This window comes from Erythrobacter sp. WG, from assembly GCF_026586795.1.
Lineage (GTDB): Bacteria > Pseudomonadota > Alphaproteobacteria > Sphingomonadales > Sphingomonadaceae > Erythrobacter.
Map to the genome: position 1 here is coordinate 1 of NZ_JAPFGY010000036.1, position 21,880 is coordinate 21,880.

General features: G+C 66.8%; 22 protein-coding genes. 3 read left to right on the plus strand and 19 right to left on the minus strand.

All coding sequences use genetic code 11. The features are described from left to right. The 5 genes from OPU67_RS14675 to OPU67_RS14695 all read right to left on the minus strand — a co-directional run. The coding region (locus OPU67_RS14675; protein WP_267620933.1) for a hypothetical protein at window positions 1-266 on the minus strand (266 nt) is incomplete at its 3' end. Then, window positions 250-1,263 carry a flagellar motor switch protein FliG gene (gene fliG / locus OPU67_RS14680; RefSeq protein WP_267620935.1) on the minus strand — a complete coding sequence of 338 codons (1,014 nt, stop codon included), beginning with the start codon at window positions 1,261-1,263 and terminating at the stop codon, window positions 250-252. The genes fliG and OPU67_RS14675, both read right to left, overlap by 17 nt. Next, window positions 1,260-2,903, minus strand: a complete 1,644-nt coding sequence (gene fliF / locus OPU67_RS14685) for a flagellar basal-body MS-ring/collar protein FliF (protein WP_267620937.1) — start codon at window positions 2,901-2,903, stop codon at window positions 1,260-1,262. The genes fliG and fliF overlap by 4 nt, the downstream gene beginning before the upstream one ends. 3 nt (window positions 2,904-2,906) lie before the next feature. Then, window positions 2,907-3,275 carry a flagellar hook-basal body complex protein FliE gene (gene fliE, locus OPU67_RS14690; protein WP_267620938.1) on the minus strand — a complete coding sequence of 123 codons (369 nt, stop codon included), beginning with the start codon at window positions 3,273-3,275 and terminating at the stop codon, window positions 2,907-2,909. Beyond that, entirely contained in the window at window positions 3,272-4,570 is a 1,299-nt protein-coding gene (locus tag OPU67_RS14695) for a sigma-54 interaction domain-containing protein (RefSeq protein WP_267620940.1), read from the minus strand. The genes fliE and OPU67_RS14695 overlap by 4 nt, the downstream gene beginning before the upstream one ends. Window positions 4,571-4,843: 273 nt before the next feature. Between OPU67_RS14695 and OPU67_RS14700 the strand changes: the two genes are divergently transcribed. Then, window positions 4,844-5,668 carry a flagellin gene (locus OPU67_RS14700; protein ID WP_267620942.1) on the plus strand — a complete coding sequence of 275 codons (825 nt, stop codon included), beginning with the start codon at window positions 4,844-4,846 and terminating at the stop codon, window positions 5,666-5,668. Window positions 5,669-5,863: 195 nt separating this feature from the next. On the opposite strand, the gene OPU67_RS14705 is transcribed toward OPU67_RS14700, so the two are convergent. The 8 genes from OPU67_RS14705 to OPU67_RS14740 all read right to left on the minus strand — a co-directional run bounded on the left by OPU67_RS14705 (window position 5,864) and on the right by OPU67_RS14740 (window position 14,658). After that, window positions 5,864-6,646 (minus strand): class I SAM-dependent methyltransferase, encoded by a 783-nt coding sequence (locus tag OPU67_RS14705; protein ID WP_267620944.1) that lies wholly within the window; start codon window positions 6,644-6,646, stop codon window positions 5,864-5,866. Beyond that, the gene (locus OPU67_RS14710; RefSeq protein ID WP_267620946.1) at window positions 6,625-8,070 is read right to left on the minus strand and encodes an NAD(P)-binding protein; all 1,446 of its coding nucleotides are present in this window, start codon (window positions 8,068-8,070) and stop codon (window positions 6,625-6,627) included. Before OPU67_RS14710 ends, OPU67_RS14705 begins: the two co-directional genes overlap by 22 nt. Continuing rightward, the gene (locus tag OPU67_RS14715) at window positions 8,024-8,965 is read right to left on the minus strand and encodes a GNAT family N-acetyltransferase (protein WP_267620948.1); all 942 of its coding nucleotides are present in this window, start codon (window positions 8,963-8,965) and stop codon (window positions 8,024-8,026) included. Before OPU67_RS14715 ends, OPU67_RS14710 begins: the two co-directional genes overlap by 47 nt. A gap of 73 nt (window positions 8,966-9,038) precedes the next feature. Next, a complete protein-coding gene (locus OPU67_RS14720) occupies window positions 9,039-10,706 on the minus strand; it encodes a hypothetical protein (protein WP_267620950.1) in 1,668 nt (555 codons plus the stop codon). Next, window positions 10,699-11,832, minus strand: coding sequence for a DegT/DnrJ/EryC1/StrS family aminotransferase (locus OPU67_RS14725; protein ID WP_267620952.1), 1,134 nt, complete (start codon window positions 11,830-11,832; stop codon window positions 10,699-10,701). Before OPU67_RS14725 ends, OPU67_RS14720 begins: the two co-directional genes overlap by 8 nt. Continuing rightward, window positions 11,829-12,878 carry a Gfo/Idh/MocA family protein gene (locus tag OPU67_RS14730; protein WP_267620954.1) on the minus strand — a complete coding sequence of 350 codons (1,050 nt, stop codon included), beginning with the start codon at window positions 12,876-12,878 and terminating at the stop codon, window positions 11,829-11,831. The genes OPU67_RS14725 and OPU67_RS14730 overlap by 4 nt, the downstream gene beginning before the upstream one ends. A gap of 223 nt (window positions 12,879-13,101) precedes the next feature. Further along, window positions 13,102-14,223, minus strand: coding sequence for a glycosyltransferase family 2 protein (locus tag OPU67_RS14735; protein WP_267620956.1), 1,122 nt, complete (start codon window positions 14,221-14,223; stop codon window positions 13,102-13,104). A gap of 204 nt (window positions 14,224-14,427) precedes the next feature. Next, entirely contained in the window at window positions 14,428-14,658 is a 231-nt protein-coding gene (locus tag OPU67_RS14740) for a hypothetical protein (protein ID WP_267620958.1), read from the minus strand. A gap of 248 nt (window positions 14,659-14,906) precedes the next feature. Between OPU67_RS14740 and OPU67_RS14745 the strand changes: the two genes are divergently transcribed. Both OPU67_RS14745 and OPU67_RS14750 read left to right on the plus strand, forming a co-directional pair. Further along, window positions 14,907-15,464 carry a hypothetical protein gene (locus OPU67_RS14745; protein ID WP_267620960.1) on the plus strand — a complete coding sequence of 186 codons (558 nt, stop codon included), beginning with the start codon at window positions 14,907-14,909 and terminating at the stop codon, window positions 15,462-15,464. Between the two features lie 89 nt (window positions 15,465-15,553). Next, window positions 15,554-16,318: a hypothetical protein gene (locus OPU67_RS14750; RefSeq protein WP_267620963.1), complete on the plus strand. Its 765-nt coding sequence runs from the start codon at window positions 15,554-15,556 to the stop codon at window positions 16,316-16,318. Between the two features lie 28 nt (window positions 16,319-16,346). Here OPU67_RS14750 and OPU67_RS14755 read toward each other — a convergent pair whose 3' ends face one another. Genes OPU67_RS14755 through OPU67_RS14780 form a run of 6 tightly spaced genes read right to left on the minus strand, consistent with a single transcriptional unit; the run spans window position 16,347 to window position 21,873 of the window. Next, entirely contained in the window at window positions 16,347-17,270 is a 924-nt protein-coding gene (locus tag OPU67_RS14755) for a flagellar motor protein MotB (RefSeq protein ID WP_267620965.1), read from the minus strand. A gap of 1 nt (window position 17,271) precedes the next feature. Beyond that, the gene (gene motA, locus OPU67_RS14760; RefSeq protein ID WP_267620967.1) at window positions 17,272-18,135 is read right to left on the minus strand and encodes a flagellar motor stator protein MotA; all 864 of its coding nucleotides are present in this window, start codon (window positions 18,133-18,135) and stop codon (window positions 17,272-17,274) included. 18 nt (window positions 18,136-18,153) lie between these two features. Further along, window positions 18,154-19,074 (minus strand): hypothetical protein, encoded by a 921-nt coding sequence (locus tag OPU67_RS14765; protein WP_267620969.1) that lies wholly within the window; start codon window positions 19,072-19,074, stop codon window positions 18,154-18,156. A gap of 14 nt (window positions 19,075-19,088) precedes the next feature. After that, window positions 19,089-20,429 carry a flagellar hook-associated protein FlgK gene (flgK, locus tag OPU67_RS14770; RefSeq protein ID WP_267620971.1) on the minus strand — a complete coding sequence of 447 codons (1,341 nt, stop codon included), beginning with the start codon at window positions 20,427-20,429 and terminating at the stop codon, window positions 19,089-19,091. Beyond that, window positions 20,429-20,761 (minus strand): flagellar biosynthesis protein FlgJ, encoded by a 333-nt coding sequence (locus OPU67_RS14775; protein WP_267620973.1) that lies wholly within the window; start codon window positions 20,759-20,761, stop codon window positions 20,429-20,431. Before OPU67_RS14775 ends, flgK begins: the two co-directional genes overlap by 1 nt. After that, window positions 20,758-21,873 (minus strand): flagellar basal body P-ring protein FlgI, encoded by a 1,116-nt coding sequence (locus tag OPU67_RS14780; protein WP_267620975.1) that lies wholly within the window; start codon window positions 21,871-21,873, stop codon window positions 20,758-20,760. Before OPU67_RS14780 ends, OPU67_RS14775 begins: the two co-directional genes overlap by 4 nt. Window positions 21,874-21,880 lie beyond the last annotated feature (7 nt).

The following is a 21,880-nucleotide window of genomic DNA, read 5'->3' on the forward strand; positions in this document are numbered from 1 at the left end:
GCCTCGGCCTGTGCGGCGGCGCGGCCGGCCGCCTCGCCTTCGGCGCGGGCCCGTGCGACGGCGCGGGCGAGTGCTTCGGCCTGGGGATCGGGCGCGGGTTCTTGAGGCGGCGAAAGCTCCGGCTCCGGCGCGCCGAACGGCAGCGCCTCACGGAAGCCCCCGCCCGGCTCGAGCAGCGCCAGCCAGCCGGGCTCCTCGGTCGCGGGGGCGGGCGCGGGCATCGCGGCGCCGGCCAAGGCGCCGATCCACTCAGACGAATTCGCCACTGCCGCTTCCGATCACGATCTCGCCCGCATCCGCAAGCCCCCGGGCGATCTCGACGATCGCCTTCTGCGCGGCCAGCACCTCGGTCCGCGCCACGCGGCCGCGCAGTTCGATCTCGTCGCGCACGCCGTCCGCCGCACGGCTCGACATGGCGGCGAAGAACGGCGCGCGGTCGGGCTCCTTGAGGCCCTTGAGCGCGTCCACCAGCTTCTCGCTGTCGACATCGCGCAGCAGGCGGCCCATCGCCTGCGGATCGAGATCGAACAGCATTTCGAAGGTGAACAGCTGCTCCTCGATCTTCTCGGCAAGCGGCGCGTCGCGCTCGGCGATGGCGGGGAGCACGGTGTTGCGCAGTTCGCCGGCCGCGAGGTTGATGAGGTTCGCCGCCTCGCGCGGGCCGCCCAGCATCAGCGCGGCGGTGCCGTAGGTCGCGGAGATCCGCTGGGTCAGCAGCGTGTCGATGGTGGAGATCGCCTTCGCCGAGATCGTGCCGCTCTTGGCGACGCGCTCGACCACCAGCGATTGCAGCTCCAGCGGCAGCATGGCGAGCACCTGCGCGGCCGGTTCGGGCTCGATCAGCAGCAGCAGCGCGGCGATCACCTGCGGGTGTTCGTCGAGGATCAGGCGCACCAGCACACCGGGCGCGAGCCACTGGGCGAGTTCCAGGCTGCGCGGGGCGGCATCGGGCGCGATGCGCTGCATCATGCTGTCCGCCCGCGCCGGGCCCAGCGCCTTGTCGAGCAGCGTGCGCACCCGGTCGTCGCGCCCGCGCCGGGGCAGCGCCTCGCGCGCCGCCTCCCCGGCGAAATCGGCCAGCGCTTCGGCCATGTGCGGGGCCTCGATCTCGCCCAGCGCCATCATCGCCGCGCCGAGCTTCTCGAGCTCGGCCGGGCTGAGGCGGGCGAGCAGGCCGGTGGCCTCCTCGTCGCCGAGCAGCATCAGGAAGACCGCGGCCCGGTCGGCCCGGCTGAGCAGGGATGAGGTTGCCGCCGCGCTCATGCCGGGTCTGCCTCGGGCGCCTCGAGCATCCGCTGGAGCGCCTCCACCGCGCGTTCGGGCTGGCTGGCGGCGAGCCTGCGGGCAAGCTCGACCTGCTGGGGAAGATCGCCGAGCGAGACCCCGCTCGCCCCGGCATCGCCGGGCGCGTCGCCCTCTGCCTCGTCATTATCGCCAGCCTCGCCAGCCGCCGGTGCCTGCGCCTTCGCATCGGCCGCCTTGCCGGCGCCACGCGCCTTGCCGATCAACGGGCGCACGGCGAGCAGCAGCACCAGGATCACTGCGATCAGCGCCGTGCCGTAACGCACCAGCATCGCGAACCACGGCTGTTCGTAGAAGGCCGGGGACTCGAGATCGGCGGGTTCGAACTTGCTAGCCACGACCTTGACCATGTCGCCGCGCTGCGTGTTGGCGCCGACAGCGGCGCTGACCAGCGCCTCCAGCTGCTGCGCGTTGAGCGGCGCGGCCTTCTTGAGCGCGGCATCGCTGACCGCGACCGCCACCGAGAGCTTCTTGAGATTGCCCGGCCCGGCGGTTGTGACCGCGACCTCGCGGCCCAGTTCGTAGCTGCGGTCGGTGGCGCTTTCGGTGTCGGTCGAGCCGCCCGCGGCGGGCGCGGGGGGCTGCGGCGCGCCGTCGACGAGCTCGGCCTGCGGCGGGGGCGTGTTGGCGGGAACGCCCGGCACGCCGCCTGCGGGCGCGGCGCCGGTGCGGGTCGCATTGCGCGCGCTCTCGGTGCGGACCACGCCTTCCTTCTCGTAGGTCTCGCGCGCGGAAGTCACCTCGCTGCGATCGAGCTCGACCTGCACCTGCGCGGAGAAATTGCCCTCGCCGAGCAGCGGCAGCAGCAGCGCATCGAGCTGTTCGCGCAGCTTGGCCTCGTGCTCGCGCTGGAGATCGAGGCCCTTGCCCTCGGCGCTCTTGGGATCGGACAGCAGCCGGCCGTTCTGGTCGACCACCCGGACCGCATCGGCATTCATCCCCGGCACGCTTGCCGCCACCAGGTTGACGATCGCGGCGACCTGATCGCGGGACAGGCTGCGTCCGCTGGCGAGGCGCACCATCACCGAGGCGCTGGGCGGATTGCTGTCGCGCACGAACACCGAACGATCGGGCGTGGCGAGGTGGACGCGCACGGTCTCGATCCCGTCGATCTCGCGGATCGTCAGCATCAGCTCGCGCTCGCGCGCCAGCCGCAGCCGCTCGCCTTCAAGGGTGCGCGAGGTGCCGAGCGGGATCGAATCCAGCATCGTCTCGGCCCCTTCGGGCGCGGCGATTCCGGCGTTGCTGGCGACCAGCATCTTGGCGCGGTAGACGTCGTTCTCGGCGACCTTCAGCGCGCCGGTGGCGTTGTCGATCGCGTAATCGATCCCGCCCGCCTCGAGCGTCTCGACCACCTTGGCGCGCTCGGCATCGGTGAGGCTGCTGTAGAGCACGCGGTCGGGGCCGGAGGAAATCGCCATCCACAGGCCGGCCGCAGCCGCCAGCGCGCCCACGCCGGCCAGCGCAGGCAGGGCGCGGACGAGCGCGGGCTGGCCGAGGAACCCGGCCACCGGCGGCGGGAGCATCCCCCGCCAGCCGCCGGCCGGCACACTCGGCAGGCCCGCCGGATCGGCGGGCACGGGAAGCGCAGCATCGGCCATCTATCAGCCCCCCATCCGCATGATGTCTTGGTAGGCGTTGAGCAGCTTGTTGCGCACCTGGAGGGTGGCCTCGAAGGCGACGCCCGCCTCCTGCCGGGCGAGCATCACCTGCGCGACGTCGGTGACCTGGCCGCGCTCGTAGGCGACCTGCATCTGGCTGGAATGCGCCTGCACCGCGCTGACCTGCTTCAGCGCCTTGTGCAGCGTGTCGGCAAAGCCCGCGCCCGGGGGCTGCGCCGCCCCCGCCGCCACGGACCCGCCCGTCTCGCTCGCCGCCCGCACCTCGCGCAGGGCGGTGCTGCGGGCGAGGACCTGGCTGCGCAGCGCCATGACGTCGGCCACGCCGAAGCCGATGCGACCCACCTCGCTCATGCCGCGCCTCCTGCCGCGAGCATCCCCGCGCCGCGCATCGAGGCGAGGCGGTAGCGCAGCGTGCGCTCGGAAATGCCGAGGCTGCGCGCCGTCGCGACCCGGTTGCCGCCGTGGCGGGCGAGCGTCTCGAGGATCGCCCGCGCCTCGGAAGCGAAGGCGACGTCGGAAAGCGATCGCGCAGGGGCACTCACCGGGGCGGGCGGCGAAGCGGCGCCCTCCCCGACCGCGCGCACCGCGGTATCGAAGACGATATGTCCGGCGCCGATCGCCGGTGCCTTGCCGGCGAGGAGGATCGCCCGGCGCACGACGTTCTCGAGCTCGCGCACGTTGCCGGGCCAGGGGTGATTCTCGAGCAGGGCGAGCGCTCGGGCGTCGAACCAGCCGGGACAGCCCGGATCGGGCGCATGGCGCAGCAACATCGCGAAGGCGAGCGCGGCGATGTCGCCCGGCCTATCGCGCAGCGCGGCAAGGCGGAGAGGAAAGACATTCAGGCGATAGAGCAGGTCCTCGCGGAACCGCCCTGCTTCGACCTCGGCGGCAAGGTGCCGGTTGGTGGCGGCGACGATCCGGACATCGACTTTGACGGGCTTCGTCGCGCCGAGCGGCAAGATCTCGCCTTCCTGAAGCGCGCGCAGCATCTTCGATTGCAGCGCAAGCGGCAGTTCGCCGATCTCGTCGAGCAGCAGGGTGCCGCCGTCGGCCGCGCGGAACAGGCCCTCGCCCGCCTCCGCGGCGCCGGTGAAGGCGCCCTTGCGGTGGCCGAACAGCAGCGCCTCGAGCATCGCCTCGGGCATCGCCGCGCAGTTGACCGCGACGAAGGGCCCCTCGGCGCGCGCGGACAGGCGGTGAACGAAGCGCGCCAGCACCTCCTTGCCGGTGCCGGTCGGCCCTTCGAGCAGCACCGGGATGTCGGACGCGGCGATCCGTTCGGCGAGGGTCAGCAGCGCCAGCGACTGCGGATCGCCCGCCACCGGCCAGCCGCCCTGCGCCGAGGCCGCGATCAGCGCGGCGCGCGCGGGGGCAAGATCGTCCGGATCGTAGGCGAGCGTGACATGGCCCCTCCCGGCCAGCGCCAGCATGGGGCACGCAGCGTGGGCCAGCGTAACCGCGACCTTGCCGCTGCGCGCGATGCCGGCCGCCATTGCCGGCGGCAGGCAATCGCCCAGTACGATCCGGTCGCGCTGCCAGCTTCCGCCCATCAGCGGCACGGTCATGTCGATCAGGATATCGTGCGCGCGCGCCTGCGGCGCTGTCGTCGCGCTGGGGGCGCTGCCGCCGCTCGCCGGTTCCATCATGCTTGCCCCTGTCTGGCTCGTGGTGTCGGCAATCCTGTGCCGCAATCAGGCTGCACAGGAGGCAAATTTAAGCCCTCGTAGCTTCCCCTAGACTGCCTGCGGCCAACACCAAGGCAATCGCATCGGGATGGTGGGCCGCCCGTGGCGAAAATCAACCACATTATTGATTTTAAAACGAAAAACTTTCCTCTTAAACATTCCGGATGGCAGCCGCTCTAGTGGCCAGCAGCGACGGGCCTGTTCGTCCTGCCTGACCATTCGGGAGTTTGAACAATGAACGTTATCGGTACCAATATTTCGGCTTTGCGCGCTTCCAACGCCAGCGTTGCGGCCGGTCGCATGCTCGGCACCGCGATGGAGCGCCTGTCGACCGGCAGCCGCATCAACTCGGCCAAGGACGACGCAGCAGGCCTCGCCATCGCAGACTCGCTCACCGCGCAGATCCGCGGGATGCGCCAGGCCATTCGCAACGCCAATGACGGCATCTCGCTGGCTCAGACCGGCGAAGGCGCGCTCAACGAAGTGACCAACATGCTGCAGCGCATCCGCGAGCTGGCGGTGCAATCGTCCACCGGCACCCTGCAAACCTCGGACCGCACCAACCTGCAGGCCGAAGTGACCGCTCTCAGCACGCAGATCAATGAAATCGTCGACAACACGACTTTCAACGGCGTGAACCTGTTCTCGGTGGACGCCACGACGGTTGAAGTGCAGGTCGGCGACGAGGCCGCCAACAACGTCACCCTGACGATGACGGGGACTGGCTTCAACGCCGCGATCACCGCTGCCACCGCCACCGGCCTGATTTCGACCCAGGCGAGCGCCAACGCTGCGATCGACCTCGTCGACACGGCGCTTGGATCGGTCAGCACCGCCCGTGCGAACCTTGGTGCGGGGCAAAGCCGCCTCCAGTCGGCGATCAACAACCTGACCAACGTGTCGACCAACCTCGCCGATGCGCGTTCGCGGATCATGGACACCGATTATTCGGCCGAAACCACCGAACTCGCCAAGGCGCAGATCCTCGGGCAGGCCTCCACCGCGATGCTCGCCCAGGCGAACCAGTCGCAGCAGAACGTGCTGTCGCTGCTGCGCTAAGTCACGAAGTCCCGCGTGCCGCCCCTTTCCCCTGGGGGCGGAAAGCAAGCGAGCCCGGAGCCGAATGGCTCTGGGCTTTTTCGTCGGCGACGCGCCGGAAGATCATCGAGCGTGAACAGTTGAGCCTGCGAGCAGGCTGGCGATGGCGCTACCCTTGCCGGTCGGTGCAGAAACGGCTTCTTCTGGAACGCAGCTTCAGTCAGGCTTGCGGGCGACGACCGCGATCTCGGCAGCCTGTTCGGGAAATCTGCTGCCCAGCCGGTTGAGGCCTTCGACCACGTGGCTGCCGATCGTCTCAATTACGCTGCCCATCTGGCCATTCGAGAACGGCTTGAACATGTATCCCGAGAACCGGCTGTTCGCGAACCCCGATGCCTCGACCAGCGCCTCGAGCGACTGGCGGTGGAACACCACCGGCTGGCCAAGAGCGACATTGCGCTCGGACAGCTCGGTCGGCGCCTCAATCATGCCCATCTCCACGCCCAGCAGGCGGTGGAAGGAATGCGCGTTCGGCACGCTCACGAACACGTGGCCGCCCGGTCGCAACAAAGTGAACGCGGCATCGAGCATGACGGCGGGGTTGGCGGTTTCGTGCAGCAGGCCCGACAGCATGACGGCGTCGTAGCCGTCCGGGCAGGCTTCCCGCAGGACGTCGATCCGCTCTTCGAGATAGCCGCGGGAAAGCCCGATCTTGTCGCAGCCCGCCATGCGCTCCGCGATGGAGTCGGCATAGAACGAGGGTTCAACCACCATCCATTGCGTGATGGCCGATCCGGCAAGGTCGAAGCGGTCGATCAGCAAGGCGGGCCCGCACCCCACCTCAAGCACGCTTTTGGGCTGGCACGCGCCGAGAAATTCGAGGCAATGATCCTGCCGGGCAGTAATCAGATGCTCCTCGAACGCCATGTCGACGAGATAGGTGCGGGCATAATCCTCCGCCTCGATCAGCTTGTTGGCTACGCTGCTTGCGTGGGACATCCCGCTTCCTCCTCTATTGCCGAAAGGGTGGCGTCGGCTTCGCGGATGATCTGGTCGAGGAACGGTGCACCGCTGGCGGCCCTGCCCACGAAACGCAAATTGCGCAGCGGTGCCAGCAGCGAAGCATATTGCTGTGCCGCATCCTCCACGTGCTTCAGCAGTGGGACGGCCATGGCGTTGCGATAGAGGTCGCTGTGGCTGGCGAGCAGCGTGGTCCCGGCTGGCATTGCGCCGCTGCGGCAACATTCCTCCAGCGCCGCCGCCGCCAGATCTGGTCTTTCGTTGTCGTCGAGCAGATGCTCGAACGTCAGCACGTGGGCGCCTTCCGGGAGATCCGAGAGGTTGTCATGAAAGATCACCCGGAAGAACGAGGGATGTCGGCTGAAGTTGAGGCCATAGCAGGCCGAATGATCCGGTGCCCGGTCGACCAGCATGTGGGAAATTCGCAAGTGCCGAAATTGAGGTGCAGCCGCGGTCGGCGCACCGAGCGCACGCTGGATCAGTCCGGGGGCGAGGGTGCTGATCACCTGTTCGACCGCAAGTTCCTCGCCCGAACGCAGCACCACGCGTTCCACCGCGCCCGGCAATGGCCGCGCCTCGATCGCGGCGACGCCATCGCCCAGGATGAAGCGCACGCCGGCCCGTTCAAGGCTGGCATGAAGCGCCCGCACCCAGGTCGAAACGCCGCCGCTCTGCGGATGCAGGAACGGGCGGCTGATGGCTTGCGGGATATCCTGATGGCGCGCATGAGCGACGCGGCCCTCCAGCCGGGGATCGGCGAGCAGGCGGGCGGTCGCTTCATGGTCGCCCAGAATGACCCGGCGCGGAACGAACCAGCGGACCGCCTGGGGCGCCAGCGCATCCAGCTCGGTTTCGAACAGTCCCAGCACCGCATCGCGCACCAGCCCGTTGGCGAGCGTGGGGCCGTACCATGCCGTGGCATGATCCAGCGCCGTTACGGGCTCGGCCGGGCCGGGTCCGAACTGGCGCATCTCCGCCACGACATCGGCAAGCTGAGCGTTCAGCCCGCAGGCATCGAGGGACGAATTTTCCGGGTTGAAGCGGCCCGCGGTGATCGCTCCCTCGCGCGGCCAGCCTTCGAACCGGTGCCAGGCGAAGGCGAAATCGGGGCGGTGGAAGATCGCGTCGTCAATCCTCGGCTCACCCGTTCCCACCGGCAGGCGCAGCCCGGCATCAAGCGCCAGCTTGTAGTCGCCCAGCGCAACCTCGGTCGACTTCCAAAGCCCGCCCAGCTCCGGGCCGGCTTCGATCACATTCACCGCATGGCCGCGCGCCTGCGCCAGCGCGGCACAGACCAGGCCAGCAATGCCGCCACCGATGATGGTCGTCCGGGTCATCGCAAGTCTCGGCAATTCGTCATGCGAAACCGGGATCGACGTGAGCGAGGCGGGCCAGATCGACATCAAACTGCCAGCACGCCGCCACCCCCCCACCAAAGCGCAGCTTCTGCTTCAGCAGGTTGCTGTTGATCTGAAAGCCGTCGGCAAGGGTGTTGATGCCGAACGACAGCGCATTCAGTCCGCGTCGCCCCGCATCGTCGATCACTGCCGCAAGCAGGCTGTCGACCCCGCCAAGCTCGCGCCCCTTCGGCGATGAAGCGATGTACTGGGTGTGCAGGACGCGGCGGTTATAGGCAAAGCACCAGGTGCCCGCGACGATTTCGCTATGCCGGTCGAAGGCCAGCCACATCTCGTTCTCGCCGGCAATGCGCTGGCGCAGAAGGAGCATCTCTTCGGCACTGTGGACCGGCGCGGCGGCGTGACGGCTGGCGAGGTTCGCCGTGAGCAGGGCATGAAAGGCCAGCCATTCGTCGTCGCCTTGCGCCTGCCGGACCGTCACGCCCTTGCGGCTTGCGGCTTTCACCGAAGCCCTTCGCTTCGGCGCGAGTTCATGGTGGTGGTCGAGACGGATGAAATTCCACAGATTGCAGCGGCGCACCTGGCCGACGTGCGTCATCAGGCGCAGGTCGCTTTCGTCGAACTGGGCCCCGAAAATGGCGGGCGCCGGCTTGTAGGCAAGGCGGCGGTAACCGCGGTCGAGCAGGATACCGGCGGCAGCCGCCAGCAGGCCCGCGCGCCGTGCGGGATCGATCGAGGGTTCGATGAGGCCACCGAAAGTGCTGCCGGGATGGGACACCACCACCTCGGCATCGCCCGGCGACCGCGCCAGCGGCAGCACAGCCTCAAGCCGCGCGCCGGGTTCGCTCCAAAGACACAGGCTCTCGTCGTCAAAGCGATCCCCGTGGTAGGACAGGAAACGCCGGGTGTGCATGACCGTCCCGCCCTGGCTGCGGGACACCAGTTCGTCCCAGGCACCGGAATACCGGTCCTCATAGGCCGTGATGCAATGCGCCGCAGCCGGTGGATGCCTGTCAGGCCGCACGACCCGCCCCTACCGTAACCGGTGTTTCTTCTCCAGCGTCCTCGTCGGGCGTGAAGGCGGCGGCAATCATCCGCATATGATCGGCAAGCCCCGCCGCGCGGTTCGCCTCAAACAGACGGGCCAGCAGCCCAAGCCATTGCGGAAAGCTGTCCTGCCCGCCCCAGTGGACCGAAGGCCAATCCCCCGGCTGCGCTGACATCAGGCCTTCCGCGCCGAAATCGGCGGTGTGCGATGCCCCGCTCAGCAGCCACATGGCGCGCCGGACACTGACGTGGGGGGTGCGGCGCGCACGCTCGATCAACATGGCGCAAAACTCGGCATCGCCCGTGATTGCACCGATCAGCAGCAACCAGGCGAGTTGGCATGGGTCGATCTGGCCAAGCCCAATCTTGTCACCATCCTTCATGAAAGCGTGGCGACCGATCAGCTTTAGCCCTTCGTCGAGATTTCCTTCCAGCATGGCGATCACCCCGAGCAGGAAGCGGGGCTCTTCAATATGCCCGATCCAGCCGCAGACTTCGTGCAGCCGCGCCTTGGCCTCGTCGAGGTTGCCGCCATCTCGGATTGCGGCAGCGGCTTCGCCCAGCACGGCCGACAACGGGCTGTTTGCCAATTTCAGTCCGGCGATGGGGACGACGTCAGGCGTGAGCGGGACGTTCCGGAAATGGCCGAACACCGCCTCCTGCTGCGTCACGTGACCGGGCGGGCACGCCGACCGGCATTCGAACCAGTCGACCATGTGCGTCCAGTTGCGACGCGTGTAGCGGCAATGCACGAGATCGTGGCCGGCCGCGCTGATCCGCTCGCAACTTGCCGCATCGCCGGCGACGACAGCGATCTTTTGATAGAGGGCCTGCCCCTCCCCGAGAATGCAGTTCTCCATGTCGGCGAAGCCGAGCGCCTTCAGCACATCGGAATCCGGTGCGATCAGGATTGCCCCGGTCGCCGGGATTTCCAGATGCTTGCGCACCACGTAATCGAGGCGGGTGGTGTCCGCCACCGAGAAGCGGCTGGCCGAGAGCAGCCGCGCATATTGCTCTCCCCGCACTTCGAACGGACTGGGCTCGCCGTTGCCATAACCGGGATGGGGATAGACGAGCGTTGGGATAATGTGCTGGATTTCGTTGAGAAGGCGCGCGCGCCAGTGGTAAAAGCTGGGGAACAGGTGGCCGCCAAAGACGCTGACCGCAATATTGCGTTCGACGCCGTAATCGCGAAACACCTCGGTATCGACGAAAAGCGGAAGGACGAAGCAGTCCAGCTGGTCCAGTTCGGGCATCTGCTGCAGGTGTTCGACGCCGCAGAACACGGTGTCGATACCGTAGTGGTGCAGCAATTCCATGACCTGCGGACGCATTGGATCGTGCGGATCGCAGTTGAAGAAGAACGCGCGCGGGATATGCGGGTGGGCGCGAGCATTGGTCACTTTGATGCGGGTCGGCCGGACCCAGTGGACCGCGTCATAGATCACGAAGTCGGGACGCACCCGGTCGCAGACCGCGCTGAAATCGAAGTCGTGTTCGATGGTGGTCACATGGCAGTGAAGCGCGAGAGCCTCGATCCACTCATCGGAAATGGTCCGCAGAAACAAAGGTGCGTCGGGATTGAGCGTAGGGCGCACGCACAGCGCGTGGCGGCGGGGGCGCGGGTCAGCCATGCGCGCCGCCTGCCTCGAAGAACGAGCGCACCGCCTCAATGACGCGGTCCTGCTGGACGACGGACATACCGGCAAAGACCGGAAGGCTGATGCCGTTGGTCGCAAAATCCTCGGTGACAGGGAAGCCATGCGCGGGTGACGGCAGTTGCGCAAAGCACGGCTGGCGGTAGAGCGGCACGGGATAGTGGCGGCCGGTCTCGATGCCCCACATGCGCAAATGCTTGTGCAGGCTCTCGCTGTGCGGGGTGCGCACGACATAGAGGTGATAGACGTGGTCCTGATGGACCACCTGCGGCAGTTTGAGCGGCAGGTCGCGCAGCGCTTGACTGTAGTGCGCGGCAATCGCGCGGCGCTGGTTGGTCCAGTCATCGAGGTGCGGCAGCTTGTGGCCCAGCACCAGGCCTTGCAGCCCGTCCATCCGGTAGTTGAAGCCGATGCGCTCGTGCAGATAGCGTTCGCTTTGTCCGTGGTTGCGCATCGAACGCAGCGCGGCGGCATCGGCGTCGTTGTCGGTCACGACCAGGCCGCCCTCGCCAGCGCCGCCGAGGTTCTTGCCCGGATAAAAGCTGTAGCAGCCCAGCCGCGCCAGCGTGCCCACGGCGCGCCCATCATAGCGCGCGCCGATGGCCTGTGCGGCGTCCTCGATCACGATGAGTCCGTGGCGGGCGGCGAAGTCGAACACCGCGGTCAGATCGGCGGGTTGGCCGTAGAGGTGGACGGGGATAATGGCGCGCACGCCCGGCTCCATGCGCAGCGCGGCATCGGCCATGTCGATCGTGCCGGTGGCGTCCTCGACATCGCAGAACACCGGCGTCGCCCCGGCATAGACGAGGCCCCAGACAGTGCCGATGAAGGTGTTGCTCGGCACCAGCACCTTGTCGCCCGGTCCGATACCTGCGGCCAGAACCGCCAGATGCAGCGCCGCGCTGCCGCTGCTGACGGCGACGGCGTGTTTCGCGCCAAGGTAGCCTGCAACGTCGCGTTCGAAATCCGTCACCCATTTGCCGAGGCAGAAGGCATTGGCGGCGAACAACCGCTCGATATCCGGCATCACGGCGCCGCGCACCGCGTTCCATTGCCACGAGAGGTCCGCGAAAGGGACCGAAAGGCTGGTCATCATGTTCATTGGTCGACAGCCCTCATGGCGGCGGTCCCCTCCTGCGGGCCGAGCGTGCCGAGCCGGCTGAAATTGGCGTCAAGCTGTGCCTGCGCCTGTTCCAGCGTGCGCACGATGCTGAGGCCGAAGGCACCGTCGGTCAGGCAGGCCTCCTCGCCCAGGATGACCCGGCGGAAATGTTCGACCACCTCGACCAGCGGCTCGGGACCGGCCACGCGGGGCGAATGGACCGAGCCGATGCGATAGCTTGGCAGAAGGCGCTCACGGTCCTGCTGCGGGTGGAAGGTGATGCCCGAATCGTAGATCTTGACCGGCTCGTCGCGGTTGAGATCGTCCCACACCGCCATCTGCGCGCTGCCGCCGATGGCGATGCGGCGCACCTTGACCGGTGACATCCAGCTGAGGTTGAGGTGGGCGATCAGATTGCCGGGATAGTGCAGGGTCAGATAGGCAATGTCCGCAGAGCCGCGATCGAAGTGCCGATAGCCAGAAGCCTCGACATCGATGGGCTGGCAGCCGAACAGGAAGTTGATGATCGACAGATCATGCGGCGCCAGATCCCAGATCACGTTCACATCCGGCTGGAACAGGCCAAGGTTGACCCGCTGGGAATCGAAGTAGGAGATTTGCCCCAGCGCGCCCGAATGCACCAGTTCGCCCAGCTTGCGCACGGCGGGGTGAAACAAGAAGGTGTGGTCGACCATCAAGTTCAGCCCGTAAAGGCGGGCCCGGGCCATCAGGTCGGTTGCTTCGGCGACCGAAGCGCACATTGGCTTTTCGACCATGACATGCTTGCCCGCTTCCAGCGCAGCGCGGGCCAGCATGTAATGCGAGGCGACCGGGGTGGCGATCACCACCGCATCGATTGCCGGATCCGTCATGACCGCCGCGACATCGTCATGAGCCGCCACGCCCGGGTGGGATAAGGCCAGCTTTTCCTTGAGATCCGGCCGCAGGTCTACGACCGCGGCGAGCTTCAGGCGGGGATTGCCCGACAGGACCCGAAGCAGGTTCCGTCCCCAGTACCCCAACCCGATTAATGCAACGTTGAGCATTCGCAATTCCGATCGTGAACTGCCCCGGTTCCTCGGCCCATCGCACGTTCATGGCGGGGGGCCTTTCGCTCCGATTGTTAAACCCTATGGTTAACCAAGGCCTTGTCGGATTGGCAGGTATTATCCCTGGCCCCACTGTGGCAGGCGTTCTGCGGCGAGGGTGTGATCGTTCCCCGCTACCAAGCCGACGCACCCTTTTTCGAGCACCGGGCCGCAACCGCGCCTACAGCGCGATCCCGATGGGATCAGAACGTCTGGACATCGCGCGAAAATTTCCGCCGACACCGAGGGCCGAACCGATGGCATCGAGATTGGTCTCGGCCAGATAGCTGCCAACCCCATCGACGCTGCCTTCGAGCGAAGGCTGATCGCCAATCTCCAGACATCTTCCCCATGCGGTGACAGCGAGGGGTATCCATTCGCTCAAGGCGTTGACTTGATCGGCTTTTGCCTGATCGAGTGCAAGATTGCCGACCATGTAGAAAAAGTCCGGCGAATGTTCCCAGCGTTGCATGTTTTGCTGAATGTAGGCGAATGCGGTGTCGAATTGTCCGCACTGCCCGAGGCAGAAAAGATAGCGGATGACGAGAGAGTGCTTCCAGTTTGCCCGGTCATGCGAAGTGGCAAGAGACTGCTGGTAGAATCTGCAGGCTTTCCTGTAGTCTTGACGTGACTCCGCCTCTTTTCCGAGTTGGTAAAGAATATAGGGATCCCCGGGCCGGTCTTTCAGATCAAGCAGAAGCAATTTGCGATTCCGCCCCTTCTTGTTAACCATCTGAGCATCGAGATAACCATCATGGCCAAGGTGAACTTCGGTTCGGGTCCGTATCAGGTCGGAAGCGACCTGTTCGTGAACTCGTCTTTCAAACCTGGCGCCGCGCGGGAGTACTCTCGTAATCCAATTGAGCGTTTCGCTCGGCACCTTTTCTCCGTCTCTTCCTCGGGACATCATGCACGAACTGTGCACGCAGACGGAACCCAAGCGATTGGGGGTCTGGCACCAGCGGCGCAGCGTGTCGCCGCCGGACTGGATCCACTCGTCGGCGTCAACGATGAGGTTCCAGTCCGCATCGGCCAGCTCCAGTGAGCGATTGCGCGCTTCCGAAAAGCTGCCTGTCCAGGCCATCTCGTGCACCAGGGCACCAGCATTCCGGGCAAGTTCCTTAGTTTCGTCAGTTGAGCCGGTATCGAGCACCACCATTGTGTCGACCCACGGTCGCACGCTTTCCAGACACCGGGTGATGCAGCGGGCCTCGTTTCGGACAATCATCGCGACTGCAAGGCTGCTGCCTTGCTTCCTGACCCGTGATTTGTTCGGCTTTGGCAAAACGAAGTCCTCCAGCACATCGACAATCTTTGCGCGTTTCGCTACCGTTAATTGGTTAACGAGCGGAGGGAGGGCAGCTGCGTACCCAACCGGTGACCTGAGTGCGGTTCTGTGTCTTGCAGCCCTCCTTGCGCAGACCCGCCTGTGCCACGATGCCGCGTGGCATTGCGTCGTGTGCGCAAGCGGCGGGCAAGGTCCATCCTGAGGCATAACCGGCGCACTCTAACCGGCCCGCCAGACCGGCAGGCGCTTGTTGCGGAAGTCGTATTCGTGGCTGAAGCGGGTGACCAGCTCCACCCTCGTCACTGCGCTGTCGGGCGCGCAATTGGCTCGCCCGGTCGCACGCACAAACCCATGGCGGGCGCGTTGCTGCTGGGCGCGGTGCTGTCGCCGACCGATCCGGTGCTGGCCGGGGACGTGCAGGTCGGCCGCCCGAACAAGGGCGGGGAGCACACCGTGCGCCTGGGCGCGGCGTCTTGGCGACCGCGTTCGGCTGTCCCACTTCGGGATGGGGCCGCATGTCGCGCGGGTTGGACGAGATTCAGCTTTACGGGATGTCAACCGTGGTCAGTCTGCGCGCCACAAAAACACGGGTCGCAACAGGCAATTGGACCAAAATTCCGGGTTTCCGGGTGCAGCGGTATGGTGTGATGATCACGCAACGCCGCGCGCAAACGGGGCCTTAAATGGGGGGGACTTTCATGAAGAAATACATGCTGCCCGGCGCGTCGGCGCTGGCGCTGATTGCGGCCGTGCCTGCGCTGGTACAGGACAACACCTCGAACGTCGCGCAAGGCGGGTCTGCCAATGCCGCCACCGTCATCCAGAGCGGGTCTGACGGGGGATCCACGGTCACCCAGACCGGTCAGAACGCGGTGGCCGACCTCAATCAGGCGGGCATCAGCAACGGATCGACCATCTCCCAGGGCGGCAACAGAAACCGGGCGGAGGTAAGGCAGTCGGGCAGCGACAACGAATCGACGGTAACCCAGGACAACGGCACCGGCAGTTCGGACGACAACAACAACGCCAAGGTCACGCAGAGCGGCAGCGACAATATCTCGACCGTCTCGCAAACCAACGACTTCTCGACCGCCACCGTGGTCCAGGCTGCTGCCGGCAACCAATCGGATGTGTCGCAATCGGGCGATCTCGATGTGGCCAGCGTCACGCAGGACGGGTCGGACAACGATTCCGATTTGCTCCAGTCGGGCAATCTCAACACCGCCACGGTGACGCAGGCAACACCTCCAACCTGACCCAGTCGAGCGGCCTGAATGAGGCCATCGTCCGCCAGACCGGCGACGACAACATCTCGCTTGCCACGCAGCAGGGCGTTGGCGCGAACGTGCTGAACGTGCTGCAGGAAGGCAGCGACAACACCTCCGATATCGTGCAGGGCGGCGCAGGCAATGGCGTGGGCACGACCGGCTCGGCCGGGGTCATCCAGCTGAGCGACGACAATACCGCGACGATCCGTCAGGCGGGCGGGCTGCAGGACGCCTTCGTCGAACAGAAGGGCGGCGATTTCAACACGGCCGCAATCAATCAGGGCGCCAACAGTGCGACCGACCATACCGCCGCCATCCGTCAGGACGGCGGGGCCAACACCGCCGATATACTGCAACGCGGGTTCAACCAGCGGGCGACCATCACCCAGATCGGTGACGACAACAGCGGGTCGGGCACCTTCGCCTTCGGCGCACAGATCATTCAGGGCGATAGCCTCGGGCGAGACAACGAAGCCACCATCACCCAGCTTTCGGACGGGAACAGGGCGCTGGTGAACCAGCAGGGCCGGACCCTTGCGGCCAATGTCACGCAGGGCGGCAATGGCGGCAACACCAGCACCGTGATCCAGAACGGCAACGGGGGCGCGGTGCTGCTCAATGCCGACGTGCTCCAGAACGGCGCGGATAACACCTCTCTGGTCAATCAGGGCGGCTCGGACCAGACCGCCAGCGTCGACCAGCTGGGCGAGGAGAACCTGTCCCAGATCCTCCAGACCGGATCGGGTCACACCGCTTCGGTGACGCAGAATTCCGACCTCAACCAGTCGCAGATCAATCAGGCCGGTACGGGTCACACGGCGAGCGTTACCCAGGGCTTCTGATCGCCAAACCTCAAGGGCGGCGGACGGGCTAGCGCTTGTCCGCCGCCTCGCCTTCCCCTGCCGAGGCCAGCCGCGCCGTGGCGGCCGGCCCGGCAGAGGCGGCGCCCCGGCCTTCCAGCAGCAGCAGCGAGATGCGGCGATTGCGCGGATCGGCGGGGTTGTCGCCGATCAGGGGCTCGGTATCGGCCACGCCCTCGATCCGGGCAAAGCGCGGCTGCGGCACGCCGCCCAGCACCAGCGCCTGCCGCGTCGCCTCGGCCCGTCCGGTGGAGAGCGACCAGTTGTTGGCCGTCACCCCGCCGCGCCACGGCAGCGAATCCGTGTGGCCGCGCAGGATCAGCGGGGCGCTTTCGTCCTTCAGCGTCTCGGCCATCACCTCCAGCAGCCCGCGCGCTTCCTTGGTCAGGATCGTCGTGCCGAGCTCGAACATCGAGAAATCGGCGTTGTCCATCAGGTCGATGCGGATCCCCTCCGGCGCGCGCATCACACGCACTTGCCGGGCAAGGTTGCGCAGCTGGCGGCGCTGGGCGAGCTTCTGTTCGATCTTGTCCTGCAGCTCCTTGAGCTTCTTCGATTCCATCTCGCCGCGCCCGCCCGCCTCGCTCGGCCCGCCGGTGACGCCGCGCGGAATGGTGATCGAGCGGGTTCTGGTCTGGCCCTGCTTGTTGGAATAATTGTCCGGATCGGTCAGCGAGGAGCCGCCCAGCAATCCGTCCGAACCAGCGCTTTCCTCGCGCAGCTTGACCAGCGTCGGGGCGAAGTAATCGGCGATGCCCTTGCGCTGCTTTTCTTCGGTCGCGCCCAGCAGCCACAGCAGCAGAAAGAACGCCATCATCGCTGTCACGAAGTCGGCATAGGCGACCTTCCACGCGCCACCGTGGTGGCCGCCTTCGACGATCGTCACCTTCTTGACGATGATAGGTGCCGGAACGGCTCCGCCAGCGTCCGCCACCTCAGCGACCCCGCATCATATCGAGCAGGTCGGTCAGCTTGGGCCGGTGTGCCGGCGGCAGCCCCGAACGGGCGGCTTCCAGCACCAGCGGCTGCGGATAGCCATGCAGCGAAGCGATGATGACCTGCTTGATCGAGTGGAAAATCTGCTGATCGTGGGTGTTGATCTGCTTCAGTCGCGAACCCAGCGGGCCGGCAAAGCCGTATGCCAGCAGCACGCCCAGGAAGGTTCCCACCAGCGCCGAGCCGATCATCTTGCCCAAGATCGCCGGCGGCTTGTCGATCGCGCCCATGGTCTTGATGATCCCGAGCACCGCCGCCACGATCCCCAGCGCTGGCAAGGCATCGGCAAGCGACTGGATCATGTGCGCAGGCTCGTCCATTTCGTGCAGCTGGGTCTTGATCGCGCTGTCGATGATCTCTTCGACCGCATGGGTATCGAGCGTGCCGGACGAGACGACCATCAGCGTCAGCGGATCGCAGATCATCGCGGTGACCACCGGATCGGCCTGAAGCTTGGGGTATTCGGAAAAGAGCGTGGAGGATGCAGGCTCGGTCACGTGGCTTTCCAGTGCCACGGCCCCTTCCGAACGCAGCAGCTTCATCAGCTTGGATGTGAGGGCGATCGCGTCGATATGATCCTGATCGGTGTATTTCGGCCCCTTGAACACGCGGCCAAGCCCTGCGCCCAACAGCTTGATTTCGTGCATCGAGTTGCCGATCAGCACCGCACCCGTGGCGGCGCCCCCGATCATCATGAATTCGAGCGGAAGGGCCGCAAGCACCGGGCCCATGGCGCCGCCGGCGAGCATGAAGCCGCCGAACACCATGACCAGAAGCACGACGATGCCGATGGCAGCAAACACGGATCGGGTCTCCTCAGGTCAGCGCAAAGCGTCGAACAGCGTCAGCGAGCTGACACGGGCGAAGGCGGCTTGGCTCGCTTCAAGGGCGGTCAGCGATTGCTGAAGCCGGGCAATGGCATCGGCGATATCGGTATCGCCCACCCGGCTGCGACGTTCGGCCAGCGCAATCTTGCGCTCGGCCTGCTGGGCTTCGATCTGCTCGACCCACGCCATCCGCGTGCCCAGGATCGTGATGGCGCGACTGGTGGTATCAAGCGCGTCGTCGATCCCGGCGATGGAGGCGCGGGCCGCTGCCGCCGGATCGGGCGCGCCGCCCTGAAGCGCTGTGGTAAGCGCACCCAACACCGCAAAGGCGCTGGTGGGGGTGCCGGCAAGGTCGAATTCGAACACTTCGTTGCCCGGCAAGCCGCGCTCGATCGCCGTGCCTGGCGCGACCGGCACGGCCCCGCTGGTGGGCGTGCCTTGGTAAGTGACATTGCCAGCCGCATCGCGTGAGAATGCAGTGCTGATCGATTGACCTGCAAACAGGGGTTCGCCGGTCAGCGAAAACGCGTTGGCGCGGGAGAACAGCTCTTGTTGCAGCTGTTCCAGCTCGAAGGCGATGGCGCGCCGTCCATCGGCGCCGAGCGGCTCGCTTGCGGCTTGCAGCGCCAGTTCGCGCGCCCGCTGAAGCAGTGCTGTCACCGACTCAAGCTCGCTGGCGGCAGCGCCCAGATCCTGCCCGAGCCGTGCAGCATTGTCGCCTTCAACCACCGCCAGGGCTTCCCGGCGGGCCACGCTGCGCAGTTGCGCGGCGGCGGCCGGGTCTTGCGAGCCGCGCTCGATCCTGCGCCCCGTTGCGATCTGCGCGCGGGTGCGATCGATCCCGGCGCGCAGATCGGCCATCTGGGCAAGCGAGCGGTTGAAGAAGGAACCGGCGGAATTGGTGATCGAAGTCATGGCGCGGCGCTCCTCTACCTCAGGCCGAGGATTGTATCGAACAGCTCGGCGGCGACCTGGATGACGCGGCTGTTGGCCTCGAAGGCCTGTTGCAGGCGGACAAGGTTGGCCGCTTCGGTGTCAAGATCGACCCCGGTTTCGCGCAGCAGTTCAGCCTCTGCGCTGGCCGCGACCACAGCGAGCCCATCTTTGCGGGTCTCGAGCGCCGAAACCCGGCTGGAAAGGCCCAGCAGCAGCGAATCCGTCCCGGTGATCGGTCCGCTCGAATCACCCAGCGCGTCGATCAGCGCGGCAAGGTTGGCGGCATCGCGGCTGCCCGGGCCGGCACCGGCCGGAGCGGTTGCGAGGCTATCGGAATTGGTGAGCACCATCGTGATGCTTCCTGCGCCCGTCCCTGCAAAGAACGCCGGTCCGGGGTTGCCGTCCAACCCCACGCCATTGCCCTGCGCGGTGTTGGCGATCGTGATGGCTGAGGCGGCAAGACCATCAAGGCTGGCCTGAATATCGGCCATTTCGCTCAGCGCACCTGCCCGGCCCGCCATGCCGCCGCCGGCGGGAACAAAGGCAGTCGCGCCCACGGTAAAGGTCACCGTGCCATCAGCCGCAAAGGTGGCGGCAAGCGAGCTTGCTGTCGCGCCAGTCACCAGCGCGACCGCGGGTGTTCCGTTCAGCATCACATCGGCCGTGCCGTTGGGATTGATCGTGGGCGAAATGCCGAACTCCTCGGCCAGCCCGCGCAAGGCTTTGTCGCGCGCATCAAGCAGTGCAGCGCGGCCCGCAGTGCCTTCCCGTGCGCCCACAAGGTCCGCGTTGATCTTGGCCAGCTCAGCGGCAATTTCATTGACGGTCAGCGTTTCGGCGCTGATTGCAGCCTGCACGAGGTTGCGCGCATTGGCGAGCGTGCCGTTGGCGATGCGGAAATTGCCCGCCATCTTGCGCCCCGCTTCGAGCGCCGAAAGCCGCAGGGCCGGTTCGGTCGGATTGTTCTGGAGCCGGGTCAGCGCGGCTTCGAATTCGACAAGGCCGGTGAACACGCCCGAGGTTTCAAGCGCGCTTTCGGCTTCGCGCAGGGCGAAGAACTCTGCCTCCGCCGCTGCCCGTGCCGAGGTGGCATCGCGGGCCTGGCGCTGCACCAGCCCGCTCTCCGCGCGCTCGATCGTGCCGGGGCGCACCCCGCCGAGCGAATCCTGCGCGTTGTTGCCGATATTGCCGGTCATCACCAGCTCGCCCTGAGTCAGGGTGCGGCGCGAATAATCGACGTTCTCGGCATTGGCGATGTTCTGCGCTGTCAGCTCGAGGCTGCGGCGGGTCGCGGTCAGGCCCGAACGGCCGATGGTGAAGATCGCGGTAGGCATCAGCTATCTCCTTGCCCCGGAAGGTATTGCGCAAGCCGTGCCTCGATGCTCCGGGCAAACCCGAGGGCGCCCGACTTGGCGACGAGATCGGCGACGTGCTCGTCGCGCATCGTCTCGAACTGCTTAAGGCCCCCGCCGGTCAGCGGCGTCTCTTCGGCGAAGCTGGTGGCACGCGCGGTGGCGAGCAGCTTTCTCACCATGATCGCCTCGAAGCCCTCGGCCGCCTTGCGCAGGTCCGATTGCAGCGCGGTACGCTCCGAGGAGAGGGAGGGCGTGGAGCGTACCGCGCTGCGGGGCGCGACCGGGCCGGAAGGGGGGACGGGCCCGGTCACAGAACCACCATTTCGGCTTGCAGGCTGCCGGCCTGCTTCAGGCTTTCGAGGATCACCACCAGATCGGCGGCGCCCACCCCGAGCAGGTTCAGGGCATCGACGATCTCGTTCAATGATGCAGCGCCCGGCATATAGGCGATCCGGTCCGAACGCTCCTCGACGCTGATGGTCGAGGATTCCTCCTGCGCGGTCTGCCCTTGGCTGAACGGCGCGGGCTGGACGATTGCCGGGTTCTCGTCGATGCGGATCACCAGCTTGCCGTGGCTCACCGCGGCAGGCGCGAGGCGCACCGCATCGTTGATGACGACCGTGCCGGTGCGGCTGTTGACGATCACCCGCGCGGCGACCGGCGCGGGCGTGACGGCGAGCATCTCGATTTCGGCCATCATGCCCGAACGCAGGTCGTTGCCTTGCGGCAGCGCGAGCGCGATGCTTACCCCGTCGGCGATCGAGGCGGTGCCGGGAAAGCGCGCGTTGATCGCGTCGCGCACGCGGGCGGCGGTCAGGAAATCGGCGCGGTGGAGGTTGAAGCGCAGGCTCGGCGCGGCATCGAAGCCGGTCAGGACCCCGCGCTCGACCGTGGCGCCCTCGGCGATGCGGCCGACGGTCGCGACATTGACGCTGACCTGCGAGCCGTCGCGGCCCGACACCCCGAGCCCGCCGACCGCGACATTGCCTTGCGCCATGGCGTAGATCTGCCCGTCCGCGCCATACAGCGGCGTCAGCACCAGCGCCCCGCCGCGCAGGCTGGCGGCCTGGCCGAGGGTCGAGACGGTGATGTCGATGCGCTGCCCCGGCTTGGCGAAGGCGGGCAGTTCGGCGGTGACGATCACGGCGGCGGCGTTGCGGAGCGCGGGGTTGATCCCCGCCGGCATCGGCAGCCCGAGCCGGCCGGAGATCCCGCGCATCGCCTGCGTCGCATATTCGAGGTTGTTGTCGCCCGTCCCCTGAAGGCCGACGACGATGCCATAGCCGGTCAGCTGGTTGGCGCGCAGCCCCTCGAACTGGCCGAGATCGCGGATGCGCTCGGCATGGGCGGGGATCGGCACGTGCCCGATCGCGACGGCGATCAGGATGTAGATGAGCGGGGCAAGGATGCGGCTGCGGATCATGGCGTCG